The sequence below is a fragment of the Candidatus Enterococcus myersii genome, assembly GCF_017316025.1.
Lineage (GTDB): Bacteria > Bacillota > Bacilli > Lactobacillales > Enterococcaceae > Enterococcus_C > Enterococcus_C montenegrensis.
Genome location: NZ_JAFLVT010000007.1, coordinates 84860 through 98926 on the forward strand (window position 1 = coordinate 84860; position 14067 = coordinate 98926).

The 14067-nt window shown below is 37.8% G+C and carries 12 protein-coding genes; 3 read left to right on the plus strand and 9 right to left on the minus strand.

Going from position 1 to position 14067, the window contains the following annotated elements; genetic code table 11:
• Positions 1–2 precede the first annotated feature (2 nt).
• The 6 genes from JZO76_RS05280 to JZO76_RS05305 all read right to left on the minus strand — a co-directional run bounded on the left by JZO76_RS05280 (position 3) and on the right by JZO76_RS05305 (position 6055).
• On the minus strand, positions 3–437 hold the full coding sequence (locus JZO76_RS05280; protein ID WP_206903138.1) for a DUF948 domain-containing protein: 435 nt from the start codon (positions 435–437) through the stop codon (positions 3–5).
• Positions 438–627: 190 nt separating this feature from the next.
• Positions 628–1518: a UTP--glucose-1-phosphate uridylyltransferase GalU gene (galU, locus tag JZO76_RS05285; RefSeq protein ID WP_206903139.1), complete on the minus strand. Its 891-nt coding sequence runs from the start codon at positions 1516–1518 to the stop codon at positions 628–630.
• Positions 1519–1538: 20 nt separating this feature from the next.
• Positions 1539–2558 carry an NAD(P)H-dependent glycerol-3-phosphate dehydrogenase gene (locus tag JZO76_RS05290; RefSeq protein ID WP_277988639.1) on the minus strand — a complete coding sequence of 340 codons (1020 nt, stop codon included), beginning with the start codon at positions 2556–2558 and terminating at the stop codon, positions 1539–1541.
• A 119-nt stretch (positions 2559–2677) separates the two neighbouring features.
• Complete coding sequence (lgt, locus tag JZO76_RS05295) at positions 2678–3508, minus strand: prolipoprotein diacylglyceryl transferase (RefSeq protein WP_206903141.1); 831 nt, start codon at positions 3506–3508, stop codon at positions 2678–2680.
• A 61-nt stretch (positions 3509–3569) separates the two neighbouring features.
• A complete protein-coding gene (gene hprK, locus JZO76_RS05300; RefSeq protein WP_206903142.1) occupies positions 3570–4505 on the minus strand; it encodes an HPr(Ser) kinase/phosphatase in 936 nt (311 codons plus the stop codon).
• A gap of 173 nt (positions 4506–4678) precedes the next feature.
• Entirely contained in the window at positions 4679–6055 is a 1377-nt protein-coding gene (locus JZO76_RS05305) for a citrate/2-methylcitrate synthase (RefSeq protein WP_431520967.1), read from the minus strand.
• A gap of 153 nt (positions 6056–6208) precedes the next feature.
• Here JZO76_RS05305 and acnA point away from each other — a divergent pair, with 153 nt between their 5' ends.
• Positions 6209–8896, plus strand: coding sequence for an aconitate hydratase AcnA (gene acnA, locus JZO76_RS05310; RefSeq protein WP_206903144.1), 2688 nt, complete (start codon positions 6209–6211; stop codon positions 8894–8896).
• A gap of 21 nt (positions 8897–8917) precedes the next feature.
• Positions 8918–10183, plus strand: coding sequence for an NADP-dependent isocitrate dehydrogenase (icd, locus tag JZO76_RS05315; protein ID WP_206903145.1), 1266 nt, complete (start codon positions 8918–8920; stop codon positions 10181–10183).
• A gap of 52 nt (positions 10184–10235) precedes the next feature.
• Here icd and JZO76_RS05320 read toward each other — a convergent pair whose 3' ends face one another.
• Genes JZO76_RS05320 through liaX form a run of 3 tightly spaced genes read right to left on the minus strand, consistent with a single transcriptional unit; the run spans position 10236 to position 12481 of the window.
• A complete protein-coding gene (locus JZO76_RS05320; RefSeq protein WP_206903146.1) occupies positions 10236–10598 on the minus strand; it encodes a phage holin family protein in 363 nt (120 codons plus the stop codon).
• Entirely contained in the window at positions 10598–10903 is a 306-nt protein-coding gene (locus tag JZO76_RS05325) for a PspC domain-containing protein (RefSeq protein ID WP_206903147.1), read from the minus strand. The genes JZO76_RS05320 and JZO76_RS05325 overlap by 1 nt, the downstream gene beginning before the upstream one ends.
• Before the next feature lie 57 nt (positions 10904–10960).
• Complete coding sequence (gene liaX / locus JZO76_RS05330; protein ID WP_206903148.1) at positions 10961–12481, minus strand: daptomycin-sensing surface protein LiaX; 1521 nt, start codon at positions 12479–12481, stop codon at positions 10961–10963.
• Between the two features lie 219 nt (positions 12482–12700).
• Here liaX and JZO76_RS05335 point away from each other — a divergent pair, with 219 nt between their 5' ends.
• Positions 12701–13987, plus strand: coding sequence for an MFS transporter (locus JZO76_RS05335; protein ID WP_206903149.1), 1287 nt, complete (start codon positions 12701–12703; stop codon positions 13985–13987).
• Positions 13988–14067: the final 80 nt, after the last annotated feature.

The following is a 14067-nucleotide window of genomic DNA, read 5'->3' on the forward strand; positions in this document are numbered from 1 at the left end:
ATCTATTCGCTTTTTGAGTTTGCGCGTTGTTTATTGAAAAATTTTAATGCTGTTTGACCAACTTTTCCTGCTACTGTTGCTTGAGCAGTCGTTTTACCCACCGCACCTAGTTTGGCTACGGCATTTTTACCAGAGCGATTTAAATCTGAAATACTTTCACTTAAATCAGCAACTGCTGTAAATAACGGGTCAATGGTAGCAACTTTTCCATTGACATCATTAAGTAAAGTATTGGTTTTAACCAATAACCCTTCTACCTCACTAGTTAAAACATCCACATCTTTGGTAACAACACGAATTGTTTTGTTTGCTTCCTCCACAGTTGTACTGACGCTTGCTACTGTTTTTTGCACTTGGGCTAGTAAACGAATAACAAATACCACTAAAACAGCAAAGGCAATCGCTGCAATTAATGCTGCAATTTCTCCTCCACTCATGCCAAAACTCCTTTCCAACACTGAAATTTTTTTAAATTCCGTCATACTAAGCATATCACGAGGTAACTTTTGAAACAAATAAAAAGAACAAATGAATTTTTCTATTTTCCTATTGCAATCTATTTGTAAGCCGCTTCCAAAAACAAAAAACCTACGTAAGAAAAAATCTTACGCAAGTTTTTCTGTTCGCTTATTTTGTTTTTGTATCTTTTTTAAATTCATCAGCTAATTCTAAAATATAATCTTTTAAGCCATCTTTAACTTCAGGATGTTTCAAGCCATAGTCAATGCTTGTTTTCATAAAACCTAATTTATCGCCAACATCATAACGTTGGCCCTTAAATTCCCGAGCAAAGACCCGTTGTGTTTTATTTAATTCATCAATGGCATCGGTTAATTGGATTTCGTTACCTGCACCGGGTTTTTGTACTTCCAAAACATTAAAAATCTCTGGTGTTAGTAAATAACGACCAATAATCGCTAAATCACTTGGCGCTTTTTCTGGCGCTGGCTTTTCTACAAAGTTTTTAACGTTGTACAAACCAGGCTGAACTTGTTCACCCGGGTTGATAATACCATATTTAGATGTATCTTCATGTGGTACTTTCATAACTGCAATTGTAGAAGCATGGGTTTTTTCGTAATCGTTGATGAGTTGTTTTGTTAGCGGCACCTTGTCTTCCATCAAGTCATCGCCTAGCATAACAACAAATGGTTCATTACCAACAAAGGCTTTAGCTTGTAAAACGGCGTGTCCCAAGCCTTTTGGATGTGATTGCCGAATAAAATGTAAATTAACGTCTGTGGTTTCTTCCACCAATTTTAATAATTCTGTCTTACCTTTTTCTTTTAAATTGGTTTCTAGTTCAATATTCGCATCAAAATGATCTTCAATAGGACGTTTTGCTTTACCGGTCACAATTAAGATATCTTCAATTCCTGATTTTAGCGCTTCTTCAACGATAAATTGGATTGTTGGCTTGTCCACAATCGGCAACATTTCTTTTGCCATCGCTTTTGTTGCCGGTAAAAACCGGGTACCAAGTCCAGCAGCGGGAATAACAGCTTTTTTAACTTGCATTTTCCAAGGCTCCTCAATTTTTATTTTAAAGTAAACTCGTTTTCTTTGCGACCATCCCGCAACATGATGTCCCGAGCAGCATCTTTAATTGGTTTATTATCATATAAAACACTATAGATAGTTTCTGTAATTGGCATTTCAATTTTTAACGTTTGAGCCAATTCCATTGCGGCTTTCGTTGTGGCAACACCTTCAACAATCATGCCCATATTGTCTAAAACTTCATCTAGTGAATGACCCTTACCTAATAAATTACCCGCACGCCAGTTACGGGAGTGAACACTTGTACAGGTTACAATTAAATCACCTACACCACTTAAACCGATGAAAGTTAAAGGATTAGCTCCCATTGCGACTCCTAATCGACTAATTTCAGCTAAACCGCGGGTCATAATTGCAGCTTTTGCATCATCACCATAGCCTAGACCATGAATTGCGCCAGCTCCAATGGCAATAATATTTTTCAACGCAGCTCCAGTTTCTACCCCAATAACATCATCATTGGTATAAATTCTAAAATAATCATTCATAAATAAATCCTGAACATATTGTGCTGCTGCTTGATCCACACTAGCAGCCGTAATTGTTGTAATATCGTGACGCACCACTTCTTCAGCGTGACTTGGGCCAGATAAAACGACAACTGCTTTGCGATTTTCAGCAGGAATTTCTTCGGTTAAAATTTCAGAAATACGCTTGTGACTTTCTTGTTCTAAACCTTTAGAAGCGTGAATAATGACAGGTTGATGTTTTACATTTTTAGCAAACTCTTTTGCAACAATTCGCATTGCTTTGGTTGGTACGACAAAAAGGGCTGCGTCACAGTTGTCTATTGCTTCATTAATATCTTTTACTGCGACAATATTTTCCGGTAACTTCACATCAGGCAAATAATGACGATTGGTGTGATAAGTGTTAATCTCATCAATTTGTGCCGGATTGTTCCCCCAAATTCTTACTTCGTGACCATTTTCAGATAAAACTTGCGCTAACGCCGTTCCCCATGAACCCGGTCCTAAGACAGCAATTTTTTGTTTCAAAATAAACCCTCCTTGATTGTAAAGTTCTCTATAACAAAACGTCATAAAAAACTATTTTTCCATAATGGAAAGGTACTGCACAAACTTCATTTTAGCACAATTTGACTAACAGCTGTTAGTTAAATTAAAAAGCGATTACTGCCGTGACTGCGGTCATAATCTTTTAACTTTTGGTTATTTTTACGCCGATAAATTAAAATCCCCCAGGCACCAAAGAACAAGATAAAGGATAACGCCTGCGAAATGCGAATCGAACCAAATAGATAAAGACTATCACTGCGCATGCCTTCAATAAAGAAACGGCCTAAACTATACCAGATGATATAACTTAAGAAAACTTCGCCTTCTTTAAAGACATTTTTATTTCTTAAAATAATTAAGATTAAAAAGCCCAATACATTCCAAACAGATTCATATAAAAAGGTTGGTTGTCGGAAATGGCCTTCAATGTACATGTTATCAATAATAAATTGTGGCAAATGTAAATTTTGCAAAAAATCTTTAGTAGTAATAGCACCATATGCTTCATGGTTCATGAAGTTTCCCCAACGGCCAATGCCTTGCGCTAAGATAATACTTGGTGCTGCAATATCTAAAAATTTCCAAATTGGAATAAAGTGATGCCGACAAAAAATAACCAGCCAAATCCCACCAGCGATTAAGCCGCCATATATTGCAAGTCCACCAGAACGCACGTTAAAAATTTGCAGGGGATCGTTTAAATAAGTCGGCAAATCAAACAATACATAGTAAAGTCTGGCACCAATTAATGCAACGGGCAACCCAACTAACATGAAATCTGTCACGTCATCAGCCTTTAAACCGACCCGGACAGCTTCTCGTGAACTTAAAAACATCGCAATAATGACGCCAGTAACAATAATAATGGCATACCAATAAATGGCTATCCCAAAAAATTCAAAAGCGACGCGATCAACTACTGCTAACATGAAAAAACTCCTATTCAATTAAATTATTACTACTGTAAACGACTTGTTTTTCCCAGTCTCATTAACTATCAGAATTTTCTTCAATCAGCTGACTTAAGCGTTGTTCAAAAGTTTTCGTTGCATCATACCCCATCGCCTTCGCCCGAAAATTCATCGCTGCAACTTCTACAATAATCGCCACATTTCGTCCTGTTTTTACTGGGATTTTAATTTGAGGTACATCTACTTCAGCAATTTGAATAGTTGTAGATGCTGAACCAAGGCGATCATAAGTTTTTTCTTTTGACCAACCTTCTAAATAAACAGCCAATTGTACTTGCATACTTCCGCGAACCGCACTCGCACCGAATAAATTCATGACATCGATAATCCCAATGCCGCGAATTTCAATTAAATGTTGTAAAATTCTTGGTGGTTCTCCCACAAGGGTCAATTCATCTTGCTGATAAACATCAACGCGATCATCTGCGATTAGCCGATGTCCTCTTTTAATTAATTCTAATGCGGTTTCACTTTTCCCGATACCACTATCACCTTGAATTAAAACACCTAAACCATAAACATCGACTAATACACCATGGACACTAGTTCGCGGGGCTAATAGACTACTTAAGTAGGTCGACATTTCGCCTAGAAGTCGGGATGTTGAAATTGGTGAACGTAAAATCGCAATATCAAATTCTTCACAGGCATCAGTCATTTCTTTTGGTATTGGCAATCCCCTTGAAACGATAAAAGCTGGTGTTTCTTCATTACACATGCGACGTAATACCATTAAACGTTCTTCTGGCATCATCCGCTCTGCAAAAGTAATTTCCTTACTTCCAAATAATTGCAACCGATCATAAGAATAATAATTAAAATAGCCCGTTAATTCTAAACCGGGGCGTGATATATCAGCAGTTTTAATTAATCGATTTAACGCTTTTTCCGAACCTGTCACTACTTCCAAATTTAATTTTTCAACCATTTGGATGACTTTGACAACTTCTGCCATATAATTCCCTCATTTCTAAAAGTATAATCTGCCTCATTTTACCATTGTATCCCTAAAGTTACTAGGATAGGCGCACGAAAAAAACAGTGACAAGTCGATTTTTACTTCTATTATAAAGTCTAAAAAAAAGACGACTTTGTAATAGATAATCTAACTTGCCACTGCTTACTTTTTTACTCTCGGTTAAAAAGAGGCGTATAATTTTTGTCTTCGGTAATTTCCATATAAGCCGGACGCATAATTTTACTCGAATTAATCAACTCTTCTAGACGGTGAGCTGACCAACCTACAATTCTGGCAACTGCAAACATCGGGGTGTACAATTCTTTTGGTAGCCCCAACATGTTGTAGACAAACCCACTAAAGAAATCAATATTGGCACTCACGCCTTTATATATTTTTCGCTTTTTAGCGATAACTTCTGGTGCTAGCCGCTCCACTAGTGCATACAAATCAAATTCTGCTTTTTCTTCTGGCCCTTTTTCTTCGGCTAGCTTTTCTACATATCCTTTAAAAATGGAAGCACGGGGATCATTGTCACCATACACCGCATGACCAAAGCCATAAATTAATCCTTTTTGATCAAAGGCTTCTTTTTCTATAACAGCTTCTAAATAAGCTTTTACACAAGCTTCGTTTGTTAAATCTGCAACATTTGCTTTTAAGTCTTCCATCATGTTGGTAACTTTAATATTCGCACCGCCATGTTTTGGTCCTTTTAACGAACCAAGCGCAGCTGCAATCGTGGAATACGTATCGGTCCCACTAGAAGTCACGACCCTTGTGGTGAAAGTCGAATTGTTCCCGCCACCATGTTCCATGTGTAAAACTAAAGACATATCTAAAGTCTGAGCTTCTTGCTTGGTGTACTTTTTATTTGGTCGCAGCATCGTTAAAATCGTTTCTGCTGTACTTAAATTAGCCGCAGGACGATGAATGTACATGCTTTCTCCCAGAGTATAATGATTATAGGCGTGGTAGGCATAAACGGCTAACAATGGAAAGACACTGATTAACATAATACTTTGTTTTAAAACATTTTCTATCGAGGTATCATCTGGCTGTTCATCATAACACGCTAAGGTCAAAATACTGCGGGATAAGTTGTTCATCAAATCACATGATGGCGCTTTCATCACCACGTCACGGACAAAATTTGTTGGCAATGTACGTTTATCTGCAAGCAATTGTTGAAATTCTGCTAATTCTTGTTCATTTGGCAGCGTTCCAAATAATAATAAGTATGTCACTTCTTCAAAACCAAAGCGACCTTCTGAAACAAAACCTGACACGAGCTGATTAATATCAATTCCCCGATAGCGTAATTCACCAATACCAGGAACTATTTTACCAGCGACTTTTTTTTCTGGATAAATCGTAGAGACTGTTGTTAAACCAGCTAAGACACCTTTTCCATCGACATCTCGCAACCCGATTTTAACGTTATATTTAGAATAATTATACATATCGATTTTATAAATATCCTGACATTGCTTTGCTAACTTTTGGTAATCGTCATTTTTAAAATCCTCTTTTTCCATAAATAACATCACATCCTATAAAATTTATTGCGATTATTCGCTAAAAAATCGTTAAAAATGATTATAACACGCTTTTATTGAAAAAAACATAAATAATTTTATATTTACTTTCTTTTCATAAAAACGTATAATTATGCTAATTATCGTGAATGGGGTGTTTTTATGAACTGGAAAAATAAGCTAAAGCTAGCAGAGAAAACGTATCGTTATTGTGATTTGAAAAAGGTTTGTGCAACATTTAATAGCGACCTAAAAAAACTACCTTATGCAATTCGCATCCTTTTAGAAAGTGTCGCCCGTAATGTAGACGAAGATATTACACAAACAGATGTAGCTGCTTTAGCCAATTGGCAAGCAGAAAAACCAACAGGAGTAATCCCCTTCAAAGCTGCCCGCGTCATTTTACAAGATTTTACCGGCGTTCCAGCTGTCGTAGACCTGGCCGCAATGCGAGATGCACTGGTAGCTCTTGGTGGCGATGCAAATCAAATTAATCCAGCCATTCCTGTTTCTCTTGTAGTGGATCATTCCCTTCAAGTAGATTGCGCAAAATCTGCAGAAGCACTGAGTTATAACACTGCAAAAGAATTTGAACGTAACACTGAACGCTATCAATTTTTGAAATGGGCACAAAGTTCTTTTCAAAATTTCGAAGTAGTTCCGCCAGAAACTGGCATTATTCATCAAGTCAACATTGAAGCCTTGTCGAATGTTGTTTTGGTAAAAAAAGAAAATGATGCTGAAGATGCGCTTATTTTTCCTGACACACTACAAGGGACAGATTCCCACACCACCATGATCAACGGCTTAGGTGTTTTAGGTTGGGGCGTGGGGGGAATTGAAGCAGAAGCAGCAATCTTAGGAGAAGCTTCTTATTTTCCAGCCCCAGAAGTTATTGGTGTAAATCTTTCTGGCACTTTAGCAGCCGGAACAACTGCAACTGATTTAGCATTGACGGTTACAGAAAAACTACGAAAAGAAAATGTGGTCGGAAAATTTGTTGAATTTTTTGGCAGTGGTTACAAAACGCTAAGTTTATCCGATCGCGCGACCATTGCCAACATGGCGCCAGAATACGGTGCCACTTGTGGCTATTGTCCCATTGATGAAGAAACTTTAGCTTATTTAGCTCTAACCGGTCGTAACGAGAATTTAATTGCGCTAGTAAAAGACTATGCCACAGCTAACGGACTTTTTTTAAACGATGCAGATAAAATAAACTACACCAAAGTAGTTGACTTAGATTTAAGCCAAGTTGAGCCATCATTAGCCGGACCTAAACGACCGCAAGATCGCATTGTCCTATCTAAAGCAGCCACAGATTTTAAAGAAAGCGTCAGTAGTACAATTGGACCTAAAGGCTTTGGCCTGCCAGAAATTACATTAAATAAATCAGTGCCACTTATGGCCTGTGACAATCAAACAAAATCTTTGCAAACTGGGGCAGTCGTATTAGCTGCTATTACTAGCTGTACCAACACGAGTAATCCCTCCGTCATGTTAGCAGCTGGCTTGTTAGCTAAAAAAGCAGTTGAAAAGGGTTTAACAGTACCAGACTATGTCAAAACTTCTCTTGCCCCAGGTTCAAAAATTGTAACAGCCTATTTAACTAAAAGTGGTCTCTTACCTTATTTGGAAAAGTTAGGCTTTCACTTAGTAGGTTATGGCTGCACAACTTGCATCGGAAATTCAGGACCTTTACAAGAAAATGTTAGTCGCGCCATTGAGGAAAATGATCTTTTGACAGCTTCAGTCTTATCGGGAAATCGTAATTTTGAAGGACGTATTCACCCACTAATAAAAGCAAATTATCTGGCCTCTCCGCCACTTGTCGTAGCCTATGCACTTGCAGGAACAATGCAAAAGGATTTGACGTGCGAACCATTAGGCTACGACGCTTGTGGAAATAATATTATGTTAAAAGACATTTGGCCAACAAGTGCAGAGATTAATCAAGCGATTGCTGATTTTATCAGTCCTAAAACTTTCAAGGCAGCCTATGGCAATCTTTTTGATGCAAACGAGCGTTGGAACGCTATTAAAACCTCTGCTAGTGATTGTTACACGTGGGAAGATGACTCAACTTATATCGCAAATCCACCATTTTTTGACAATCTCAAAAAAGAGTTATCTGATGTTAGCAGCTTAACCAATTTAGCCGTTTTGGCAAAACTGGGCGATTCTGTTACAACCGATCATATTTCTCCTGCTGGTGCCATAGCACTGGATACTCCAGCTGGTCGTTACTTACAGACGCTTGGCGTTGGTGTTGCTGATTTTAATTCTTATGGTGCGCGTCGTGGCAATCATGAAATTATGATGCGGGGAACATTTGCCAATATTCGTTTGCAAAACCAATTAATACCAGAAAAAAGTGGTGGTTACACGCGATTGCAACCCACAGGTGAAGCGATGTCTATTTATGATGCTGCAATGTATTACCAGGGCAAAAATCAAGGTACCATTGTTTTAGCAGGAAAAGATTACGGAATGGGCTCTTCTCGTGATTGGGCGGCTAAAGGACCACAACTATTAGGAGTTAAAGCTGTTTTAGCCGAAAGTTTTGAACGGATTCATCGCAGCAACTTAGTGATGATGGGAATTATTCCACTCGAATATCTTGCCAATCAAAATGCTTGTAGTCTGGGACTAGACGGTAGTGAGAATTTCAGTATTTTATTAGACAAAACACCACAAGTTGGCGCTATTGTTCCAATAGTCGCTAAAAAAAGTGATGGTAGCACAATCAATTTTTCTGCTAAATTACGGTTTGATGCACCAGCTGATATTCGTTATTGGCAAAACCAAGGAATTTTACCTATGGTGATTCGTAAAAAATTAGACGCTTAAAACATTTCATAGGAGGTATTCATGGAAAAAATTTCAGTAGTAAACAAAAAATTACAAATTCCAAATCATGTTGTTATCCCCTTTATAGAAGGTGATGGCATTGGTAAAGAGATCTGGCAGGCAACGTACCCTGTCATAGATGCCGCAGTCAATAAGGCCTATCAAGGGCGCAAAAAAATTATTTGGCAAGAAGTTTTAGCTGGTGAGAAAGCCTTTGAAAAAACCGGTGAATGGTTACCAAAAGAAACATTACACGCAATTTATGAAGCAAAAGTTGCACTAAAAGGTCCCTTAACAACACCCGTGGGAGGCGGCATCCGCTCTTTAAATGTCGCTTTACGCCAAGAACTGGATTTATTTGCTTGTGTGCGGCCAGTTCGCTACTTTACTGGCATACCAAGCCCGCTGAAAGAACCAGAAAAAACAGACATGGTGATTTTTCGTGAAAATACCGAAGATGTGTATGCTGGAATTGAATTTGAAAAAGATAGCCCTGAGGTTAAAGAATTAATTGAAATTTTAACAAACCAATTTGATGTAACAAAAATTCGTTTTCCCAAAACCAGTGCGATTGGAATTAAACCAATTTCAAAAGAAGGCAGTCAACGGTTAATTGGTGCAGCAATTGAGTATGCTATCACACAAAAATTACCAACCGTTACTTTAGTTCATAAAGGAAACATCATGAAATTTACCGAAGGCGGTTTTAAAAAATGGGGCTACGAACTGGCGGAAACAAAATATGCTGATTATTGTTTTACAATGAATCAATACCAAAGTATCTTATTAAAAGATGGCAAAGAAGCAGCCACAAACGCGTTAAATGAAGCGATGACACATAAAATTATCGTCAACGATGTTATCGCTGATAATTTTTTACAACAAATTTTACTAAATCCCGCTAATTTTTCTGTTATCGCTACCTGCAATTTAAATGGTGACTACATTTCTGACGCACTGGCAGCGCAAGTGGGCGGGATTGGAATTGCCCCAGGTGCTAATATTAACTACAATACCGGTCATGCTATTTTTGAAGCGACCCACGGGACTGCGCCAGATATTGCGGGCTTAGGAAAAGCCAATCCTTGTTCATTATTACTTTCTGCTGTCATGCTGCTCGATTATTTAGACTGCTCTAAAGCGGGTGCTTTAATCACAGCTGCCATTGAAAAAGCTCTGGCACAAGGTTACGTAACTGCTGATTTTGCTGCGATGTTACCTGCAGCAACTTTACAAACGACAGCACAATTCGGTGCTCATTTGCAAAAGCTTATTGAAGAAGCATAATACAGCAAAATTTTGATAAAACAAAAACCCCGACCAAAAAGGTCGGGATTTTTTAATCATCTTGATATTTTTGCATATTGTGTTCCGTTACGATCATATTTACCAACGACATAATTACAGCCACCATAATCGCAGCGCCAAAAGATGAAAAACCAAAGTTCATTTCACCAACAAAAGTTGACGTTAACTTTAACATTGCTGCATTTATGACAAAACTGAAAAGGCCCAGTGTCAAAAACGTCAAAGGTAGTGACAATAGCGAAAGAATCGGCTTTACAAAGCCATTTAAAATGGACAAAACGAAACTCGCGACTAAAGCCATGAGCCAACTACTAACATGAACCATCCCTGGCAGTAAAACTGCCAGGGCAATAAACGTCAATGTATTCACTACTAAACGTTGGAAGTAAGTCATTAGAAATCACTCCAATCGTCATCGTCAATTTTTTCAGCTGGTTTTCTTGGACGTTCTTTAGGCTCACTGTAATTTGGATGATAGTTGCGTTTTGATTGTCCATAACCACTTTGATTACTACGCCCAGAAGGCATGATAATCGCCAGGATAATATATAAAGGAATTGTTGAGCCAACACCAAACAAAGTGAAGAACACAAAGATTACACGTACGATGGTTGGATCAATGCCGAAGAATTCAGCAATTCCTCCCAAAGTTCCTGTCAACACAACATTATTACTTGATTTTGTCAGTCTTTTTTTCATCATTCTCACCTCTATCCTCTATATAATACACTAGCATGTTTTGATTTGTCTTTTGTTTTAATCGGCATCTTTCAAGAAGATATTGCCAGTTGTAGTCGTTAATTCTACATGGGCAACTTCATCTTCACTGATACGACGAAATTGTAGCATTTGATTCATTTTTTCTTTTTTCTCTCTGACAACATCATAAGCTGACATTCGTGAATTAATACTCCCCAAACTTGTTCTGGCATTTCCTTCCACACCCAGTGTTGGTGGTAAAGCAATTTTAACATTGCCATTTACAGAGCTGGCATTCGCTTTTTTCAAATTATTTTCTTTAAAAGTTAAGCGAACATCACCATTAACCAAGGAGACTCCTAATGTTTGCGGTGTAGTCGTCATCGTTACAGTCCCGTTGACTGTTTCAATAATACTATCTAGAATGCTACCTTTAAATACATCAATTGCGCCATTGACACCTTCAATTTCCAGCATTGTGGCATTAACCGTTTGAAATTCGATGTTTCCGTTAGTTGATTTCGTATAAACATCTTTTGCATCCAATTCTTTAACGGTCACATCCCCATTTAATAAACGGATTGAAACATGATCGTAAATTCGTTTTGGTAAATAGAAGACTAAATCAGCCCGTACTCGTTTATTGGGCACTTGAAAAGAGATATGTTCATCATCCACATCAATTTTACTGCGAGCTTCAAACGCTTCAAAAGGAGTTGCTTCATTCATTTTGCCGTAGAGTTTAATTTTAGCATCTACTTTGACGCTGTCTTCTTCCCACATTTCAAAACGAATATTTCCGTTTGCAACTTTAACATCCAAAATGCTAGCTGCTGTTTCAGGGTATTCAAATGTGTGTTCAAATTTTGTAGTCGCCACACCAGGAACTTTTAAATTGATATCTTTCCACTCCACGTTATCATTCACAGTTTCTGAAACGGTTTGGAAAGTTTGCTTTAAAAAGCGACCTAAGTGGGTTCCTGCTTCAGCCATTTTTTCTCCAGCTTGATTGATTGCATCAGTTGCTTGTTCTTTCCAATCATCTGGTAAATCAATTTTAGCCGAAATCTTATCTTTGGCTTCTTGCCATTGATCTTTTTTAATGTCTTTTAATTGTGCTTCTAACGCAACTTTTTCCGCAATCAAATCATCTAAAGAAGATTCTAAATCTTTAATATCTTCTTCTAGCAATTGACGTTCGGCTACTTCTGCCTCACTTAATATTTCCAACTCTTCTTTTGTGTTGTACTCCATTAAAGCGTGGCGAACTTCGGTTAGTTGGTCTTTGACACCCGCAATTTCTACATTTAGTTCATCTAGTTCAGCCGAAGCTTTTCCCGCTTCTGTGGCTAAATTATCTAAAATATCTTCAACTTCTTTTTCGGCAGCTGATTTTTCATCAGCAGTATCATGGTTATCTTCTACAGTATTGGCATTATCGGCATGAATTGTTTTACTAGCCTGCTTGATTTGTTTTTCGTCTCTGGCAGTTGCCATGCTTTCCAGCAAATCCAAGGCTTCTTCCGTTGAAAGCACACCTTTTTTCACTAAATCCAAAATTCGTTCTCTTTCATTCATGGAAATTGCCTCCTTAATTATTATTTGCAAGTTTTCCTTACACGTATATTATGCCTTCTTTACGCCAACTTGTCATAGGACTTAAGACGTAACTTTTTCTCCACCTCAAGCCAAAGTTTCTTACACTACTAAAAACACTTGAAAAAAGCTATCAAAAGATTGTAACTGGGATTCAAACAGGATAAAATAACGGTAAACAAAGAAAACGAGGAAATTTTAATGGCTAATAAATCATCACCAAACACCAATTTAAACTGGCAAAAAAACATTATCTTCTTTTTATCTGGGCAATTTTTATCAGGCATTACCAGTATGGTCGTACAATACGCCATTATCTGGTATTTAACTGAAAAAACCGGTTCCGCAACAGTATTAAGTTTTGCGACTTTACTAGGGATGCTGCCAATGGTTTTATTAAGTCCTTTTGTCGGCCCTTTTGTCGATCGCTTAAATAAGAAAAAATTACTCATTGTAACCGACTTAATCGTAGCCATGTTTGCCTTACTTTTATCTTTTGTTGGCACCTTTACCAAAGAGTTTCCTCTGTGGCTGGTTTTTGTTTCTTTATTTATCCGTTCTGTCGCACAAACCTTTCAAATGCCTACAATTCAATCCATTTTACCAACTATGGTACCAGAAACAGAGCTTACCCGAGTCAACGGGCAACTTGGGATGGTCAGTTCAGCTAATATGATTATTGCCCCTGCCCTAGGTGCTTATTTATTTGCTGTTATCCCAATGAATGTTCTAATTTTATTGGATGTTTTAGGTGCTGTTTTAGGGATTAGTCTACTGTTACAAGTTACAATTCCTAAAATTAAAACGCAAGGAGAAGCGGTCCATCTTTTAACTGACAGTAAGTTGGGGTTTAAACTTTTAGTTGAAAATAAAGGTTTGTGGGCCATTACTTTAATTGGTACATTTTTTACTCTGCTTTTTATGCCGGCTGTAAGTATGTATCCTCTCATGACGTTAACCTATTTTCAAGGAACAATTCAACAAGCTGGTTTAATTGAAGTCATTTATTCTGTCGGAATGTTAGCTGGTGGGATTGTAATCGGGATTTTTGGCAAATGGCAAGATCGCATGAAGCCAATCTTACTAGCTTATTTTATTATCGGAATTAGCTACATTATCTGTGGTTATCTCCCAGGAAATCAAAAGGGCTTCTTTTACTTCATTTTATTAAACGCTCTTTGTGGTCTAGCCACACCTTTTTTCAACACTTTATTAATGGCCATGATTCAACAAAGTTATAAACCGCAATATTTAGGTCGGGTTTTAGGCGTGCTAAACGCCATTATGAGTATCACTGGACCGGTGGGTTTAATTTTTGCTGGCCCTTTAGCCGATCAATTGGGCGTTGAAAAATTATTTTTAATCGCTGGAGTTGGTACGGTGCTGTGTGGTTTGATAAACTTGTTTTTACCTGTAGCCCGCAATTATGATCAGACTTTAAAGGCCGCCCTTGCTAATGAAAAACAGCCAGAAGTTGACGGTGATTAAAACGAGCACCGCTACTTAGCTTTCATACTTACAAAATAAAAACACCAACAAATCATCGCCAAGCAAAATTATCTGCGAAG